Annotated in this window: 4 protein-coding genes; 3 read left to right on the top strand and 1 reads right to left on the bottom strand. The window is 72.5% G+C overall.

All coding sequences use genetic code 11. The features are described 5' to 3' along the window. The first annotated feature begins 223 nt into the window (after nt 1–223). Nucleotides 224–1,549, top strand: coding sequence for a M14 family metallocarboxypeptidase (locus AB0L33_RS19755; protein ID WP_365683043.1), 1,326 nt, complete (start codon nt 224–226; stop codon nt 1,547–1,549). A gap of 74 nt (nt 1,550–1,623) precedes the next feature. Next, on the top strand, nt 1,624–3,369 hold the full coding sequence (locus AB0L33_RS19750; protein WP_365683041.1) for a BCCT family transporter: 1,746 nt from the start codon (nt 1,624–1,626) through the stop codon (nt 3,367–3,369). Nucleotides 3,370–3,416: 47 nt separating this feature from the next. Here AB0L33_RS19750 and AB0L33_RS19745 read toward each other — a convergent pair whose 3' ends face one another. Next, entirely contained in the window at nt 3,417–4,340 is a 924-nt protein-coding gene (locus AB0L33_RS19745) for an FAD-dependent oxidoreductase (protein WP_365683072.1), read from the bottom strand. A gap of 99 nt (nt 4,341–4,439) precedes the next feature. Here AB0L33_RS19745 and abc-f point away from each other — a divergent pair, with 99 nt between their 5' ends. Further along, on the top strand, nt 4,440–6,077 hold the full coding sequence (gene abc-f, locus AB0L33_RS19740; RefSeq protein WP_365683040.1) for a ribosomal protection-like ABC-F family protein: 1,638 nt from the start codon (nt 4,440–4,442) through the stop codon (nt 6,075–6,077). Nucleotides 6,078–6,094: the final 17 nt, after the last annotated feature.

Below are 6,094 nucleotides of genomic sequence, written 5' to 3'. Positions count from 1 at the left end.
GTCGCAATCCACACCGAACCCGGAAGGCCCTCACCCATTCAAGATCCCTCAGTCGAGACGTGCATCACCCGTCCACAACCTCCCGGGACAGAACACCTAGGGCCTGTCCGAGGCCGGGGCGGTCCCGGACCGGGGTCCAACGGGCCGGAGCCGCCTGCCCGGTTCCGGAAATCCCCCGTGCACGGGGCTACCGCGTGCCGCGCCGCCGCAGTACCTTCCCGCCATGCCGATCGCGCCGACGGCCGGGGGACGGCGGCTGCCCCGGCGCGGCCGTGCCCGCGATCTCGCCCTGGCGGTCGCCGCCGCCGCGCTGACCGTCCCCCTGCTCACCGTCCCCTCGGACGCCGCCCGCGCCACCGTGCCCCGTACCGGCTTCGAGGTCTCCGGCGGAGCGCGCTGGACCCGGCAGTCCGAGGAGGCGTCTCTCCTCGCGAACCTCGCCCGGCGCGGAGACCGGGTCTCCGTGCGGCGGATCGGCACCACGGCCCGGGGCCGCCCCCTGCGCCTCGTCCGGATCGGCAGCGCCGACCCCGACGCGCTCACCGTGCTCCTGGTCTGTGGCCAGCACGGCGACGAACCCGCCGCGCGCGAGGCGTGCCTGAGCACGGTCCGGGACCTCGCGTACGCCACCGACGCGCGCACCCGGGCCCTCCTCGCCCGGACCGAGATCCTGGTCGTGCCCACCGCCAACCCCGACGGTCTGGCCGGGGGAAGCAGGACGAACGCCGACGGCGTGGACGTCAACCGCGACCACCTCGCCCTGCGCAGCCCGGAGGCCCGTGCCGTCGCCGCCGTACTGCGTGACCACGAGCCCGATGTGATCGAGGACTTGCACGAGTACGCCGCGACCGCGCCGTACTACGACAAGGACCTGCTCGTCCTCTGGCCCCGCAACCCCAACACCGACGAGCGGCTGCACGACGAGGCGCGGGCGCTTGCCCTGGACCGGGTCCGGCCCGCCGTCGAGAGGGCCGGGTTCGGCACCGGTCTGTACGGCGTCTGGACCGACCCGGCCACCGGCCACCCGGTCAAGCGGACCGCCGGGGACGGCCAGGAGCGCATCCTGCGCAACCTCGCGGGTCTCACCCATGCGATCGGACTGCTGGCCGAATCCCGTACGGACGCGCTCTCCGCCGAGGAGCGCGCCGACCCCGCCCGCGCCGCCCGCCGCCGCGTGGCCTCGCAACTCGTGGCCCTCAAGGCGCTCCTCCGGTACGCGGACGAGCAACGGGCGGGCATCGCCGCCGCCACCGCGGCCTCCCGCGCGGCGGGGGCCGAGGACCGGGGCCCGGTGTTCCTCGGGGACTCGGACGACGAGGCCCCGGCGCCGGGCGACACCCTCGCCGACCCGCCCTGCGGCTACCGCCTCACGGCCGGGCAGTTCGCGCGCGTCCGGGACGAACTCGCGCTGCACGCCGTCACCTCCCGGCCCGATGGCGCCGGGATCTACGTACCCCTGCGGCAGCCGGCCCGGAAGCTGATTCCGCTCCTCCTGGACCCGAGAGCCGCATATCACCTCACAAACGGTCAACCCGATACCGCTTGTTGATCCCGAAAGATGCGCTTTGGGTGTGGTACTGCCTACGGAGAGCGATTTGTCAGTTTCCGTGAAAGGTGCCATTCGTGTCGCAGGACGATCAGAGAACGGGCGGCAGAGGGGACGTGCCGGTGACGGCCGACCTCCCCGGCGACCCGGGACAGCACCGGCGCCCCGTCACCGACCGGGTGGTGTTCGGCGTCACGGCCGGCCTCACCCTGGCCTTCGTCATCTGGGGGGCCACCGCCACCGACTCGCTGGAGGACGTCTCCGACAAGGCCCTCAACGGCCTGATCCACAACGGCGGTTGGGCCTTCATGCTGGCCGCGTCCGGATTCGTGGTCTTCGCCCTGTGGCTCGCGATCAGCCGGTACGGAAACATCACGCTCGGCCAGGAGGACGAGGAGCCGGAGTTCCGCACGGTCTCCTGGGTCGCGATGATGTTCAGCGCCGGCATGGGCATCGGCCTGATGTTCTACGGGGTCAGCGAGCCGCTGGCCCACTTCACCGACCCGCCGCCCGGCACCCACCCCGCCGACGCGGCCGAGGCGATGCAGACGGCGATGGCCACCACCCTCTTCCACTGGACGCTGCACCCGTGGGCGATCTACGCCGTGGTCGGCCTCGGCATCGCGTACAGCACGTTCCGGCGGCGCAGGCGGCAGACCATCAGCGCCGTCTTCGAGCCGCTGATCGGTCCCCGCCACGCCCACGGCGGCCTCGGCCGGTTCATCGACATCCTGGCCATCTTCGCGACCCTCTTCGGCTCGGCCGCCTCGCTGGGCCTCGGCGCCCTTCAGATCGGCAGCGGCTTCCACGAACTGAACTGGAAGGAGAAGACCGGCACCGGGCTGCTCGTCCTGATCATCGCCGTGCTGACCGTCGCGTTCATCGCCTCGGCGGTCTCCGGTGTGGAGAAGGGCATCCAGTGGCTCTCCAACATCAACATGGTGCTCGCCCTGATCCTGGCCGTGTTCGTCTTCATCGCGGGCCCCACGATCATCGTGCTCGACCTCGTGCCCACCTCGATCGCCGCCTACTTCGGCGACCTCCCGCAGCTCGCGGGCCGCACCGAGGCCACCGGTGAGGGCGAGGTCGCGGACTGGCTGGGCAGCTGGACCGTCTTCTACTGGGCCTGGTGGATCTCCTGGACGCCCTTCGTCGGCATGTTCATCGCCCGCATCAGCAAGGGCCGCACCATCCGCCAGTTCATCGGCGGGGTCATCCTGGTGCCCAGCACGGTCAGCCTGATCTGGTTCGCCATCTTCGGCGGCACCGCCATCAAGCTCCAGGAGGCGGGCGAGCTGCGCGGTGCCGACACCCAGGAGGCGCAGCTCTTCGGGGTGCTGCAGCAGTTCCCCGTCGCCACGCTGATGAGCATCCTAGTGATGGTCCTCGTCGGCATCTTCTTCGTCTCCGGCGCGGACGCGGCGTCCATCGTGATGGGCACCCTGTCCCAGAAGGGCATCCTGGAGCCCGCCAAGTGGGTCGTCATCTTCTGGGGCGTCGTCACCGGTGCGGTCGCCGCCATCATGCTCCTCATCGGCAACGGCAAGGGCGACGCCCTGGCGGGCCTCCAGAACCTGACCATCCTGGTCGCGGCGCCCTTCACCATCGTCATGATCTGCATGTGCGTGGCCCTGATGCGCGACCTGCGCCAGGACCCCCTGATCGTGCGCCGCGAGTTCGGCGTGGAGGCCGTGGAGTCCGCGGTCATCGAGGGCCACGCCAAGTACGACGGCGACTTCGAGATCCGTATCGGCCCGGGCGGCAGCCAGATCACCACGGAACGCCACGGCGGCGACAAACCGGGGGGCTCCAGCCCGGCCTGATCCCGCGCGGCCCGGCGGCTCCCCTCGCCGGGCCGCGCTTCGGGGACCTACTCCACCAGCCGCGCCGCCTCCCGCGCGCAGCCCAGGGCCACCGTCACTCCCGCGCCCCCGTGGCCGTAGTTGTGCACCAGCCGGGCACCGCCGGGAAGGGCCTCCGTCTCGATGCGGACCCCCGCGTCGCGGGCCGGGCGGAGGCCCACGCGGTGGCCGATGACCTTCGCGTCGGCGATCTCCGGGCGGACCCGGGCGCACCGCGCCACGATCTCCCCGGCCGTACGGGGATCGGGCGCGGAGGTCCAGTCGTCGGCCACCGCCGTGCCGCCCAGCACCAGGCGGCCGGGCTGCGGGAAGAAGTACGTGGTCTCGATCGACGCCGGGTCGGCCTCCGTGAACCACTCCCGTATCCCCGGATTCTCGACCAGGACCAGCTGCCCGCGCACGGGGCGCACCCCGGCATCCGGGACCAGGTCGCGGGCGCCGAGACCGGCGCAGTTGACCACCGTCCCCGCCTCCGCGGCGGCCTCGGCGAACGAGGTGACCGTGCGGCGCTCGACCGTGCCCCCGGCCGCCCGCACCCGGTCCTCCAGCCACGCCAGGTGCGCCGGCATGTCGATCAGCGGCAGCCGGCACCGCAGACCGTCGGCCGTCTCCACGGCGCCCTCCAGCTCCCCGGCCCACGGTCCGAGGTTCGCCAGGCGCTCACCCCGGTGGAGCCCGTCGACCAGGCGTACGCCGGTCTCCTCCGGGCGTACGGCCAGCTCCTCGTACCACCGCAGCGCGGCCAGCGACCAGTCGCCGACGCGGTCCAGCGGCTCGATGCGATAGGGCCACCACAGGGCGCCCGCCACGGCCGACGTCGTGTCGCCGGCCGCTTCCCGCGACCACACCCGCACCCGGTGGCCGCGCTCGGCCAGCACCTTCGCCGTGGTCAGTCCGCTGACCCCGCCGCCCACCACGATCACGTCCGCCACCACTGCCGCCTCCCGGTCCGCCTGCCTCACCTCCCGGACCCTAGGCGGTGTCCCGCGCGCCCGGCAGAGCGCCCCGGGCCGATTAGGATCTGCATCCTGATGACTGCCACTCTCGTCGCCAAGGATCTCGCCGCCGGACACGGCGACCGCACGCTGTTCGCCGGACTCGACCTCGTGGTCGCCCCCGGTGACGTGATCGGTCTCGTCGGAGTCAACGGTGCCGGAAAATCGTCCCTGCTCCGGCTGCTGGCCGGCCTCGACCGTCCGGACGAGGGGGAGCTGCGGCTCTCCCCGCCGACCGCCACCGTCGGCCACCTGCCCCAGGAGCCCGAGCGGCGCCCCGGCGAGACCGTACGGGAGTTCCTGGCCCGCCGGACCGGCGTCGCCGAGGCCCAGACCGCCATGGACGCCGCCACGGAGGCCCTGGTCGAGGGCGCTCCCGGCGCGGACGACGCCTATTCCGAGTCCCTGGAGCGCTGGTTGTCCCTCGGCGGGGCGGACCTGGACGAGCGCGCCGAGGAGACCGCCGCCGAACTCGGCCTCACCGTCGGCCTCGACCTGCCGATGTCCGCGCTCTCCGGCGGCCAGGCCGCCCGCGCCGGGCTCGCCTCCCTCCTGCTGTCGCGCTACGACGTCTTCCTGCTGGACGAGCCGACCAACGACCTGGACCTGGACGGCCTGGAACGCCTGGAGAAGTACGTCTCCGGGCTGCGCTCCGGCACCGTCGTCATCAGCCACGACCGCGAGTTCCTGATGCGGACGGTCACCAAGGTCCTCGAACTCGACCTGGCCCAGCAGCAGATCAACCTGTACGGCGGTGGGTACGCGGCCTACCTGGAGGAGCGCGAGCGCGCCCGGCGGCACGCCCGCGAGGAGTACGAGGAGTACGCCGACAAGCGCTCGGCGCTGGAGAGCCGCGCCCTGATGCAGCGCTCCTGGATGGACAAGGGCGTCAAGAACGCCCGCCGCAAGGCCACCGACTCCGACAAGATCGGCCGCAAGTTCCGCAGCGAGTCCAGTGAGAAGCAGGCCGCCAAGGCCCGGCAGACGCAGCGCATGATCGAACGGCTCGACGTGGTGGAGGAGCCCCGCAAGGAGTGGGAGCTGCGCATGGAGATCGCCTCCGCGCCCCGCTCCGGTTCGGTGGTCGCCACCCTCCGCGAAGCCCGCGTCGTCCGCGGTGACTTCGTGTTCGGCCCCGCCTCGCTCCAGATCGACTGGGCGGACCGGGTCGCCATCACGGGCGCCAACGGCTCCGGGAAGTCGACCCTGCTGGCCGCGCTGCTCGGCCGCCTCCCGCTGGACTCGGGGCACGCGAGTCTGGGCTCCGGCGTGGTGGTCGGCGAGGTGGACCAGGCGCGCAGGCTCTTCCACGGCTCGGAGACGCTGCTCGAAGCGTTCTGCGCGGCGGTCCCGGAGACCGAGCCCGCCGACGTACGCACGCTGCTCGCCAAGTTCGGACTGCGCGCCGACCATGTGATGCGCCCGGCGACGACCCTCTCGCCGGGGGAGCGCACCCGGGCGGCGCTCGCCCTGCTCCAGGGCCGGGGCGTCAATCTCCTGGTGCTGGACGAGCCCACGAACCACCTGGACCTCCCAGCGATCGAGCAGCTGGAGTCGGCGCTCGACTCGTACACCGGAACGCTGCTCCTGGTCACGCACGACCGCCGGATGCTGGAAGCGGTCCGCACGACGCGCAGGATCGAGGTGTCGGAGGGCCGCGTCACCGAGGTCTGACCGCATCTGGCATACCA

The sequence above is a fragment of the Streptomyces sp. NPDC052299 genome (assembly GCF_040679335.1).
In the GTDB taxonomy this organism is placed as follows: Bacteria; Actinomycetota; Actinomycetes; order Streptomycetales; family Streptomycetaceae; genus Streptomyces.
The sequence above is the reverse complement of the archived record's forward strand: the minus strand, read 5'-3'. Positions and strand labels throughout refer to the sequence as shown.

Bases quoted from the DNA above. Each gene is read 5' to 3' on its own strand.
- abc-f (WP_365683040.1), top strand. From the start codon at position 4,440: ATGACTGCCACTCTCGTCGCCAAGGATCTCGCCGCCGGACACGGCGAC.
- AB0L33_RS19755 (WP_365683043.1), top strand. From the start codon at position 224: ATGCCGATCGCGCCGACGGCCGGGGGACGGCGGCTGCCCCGGCGCGGC.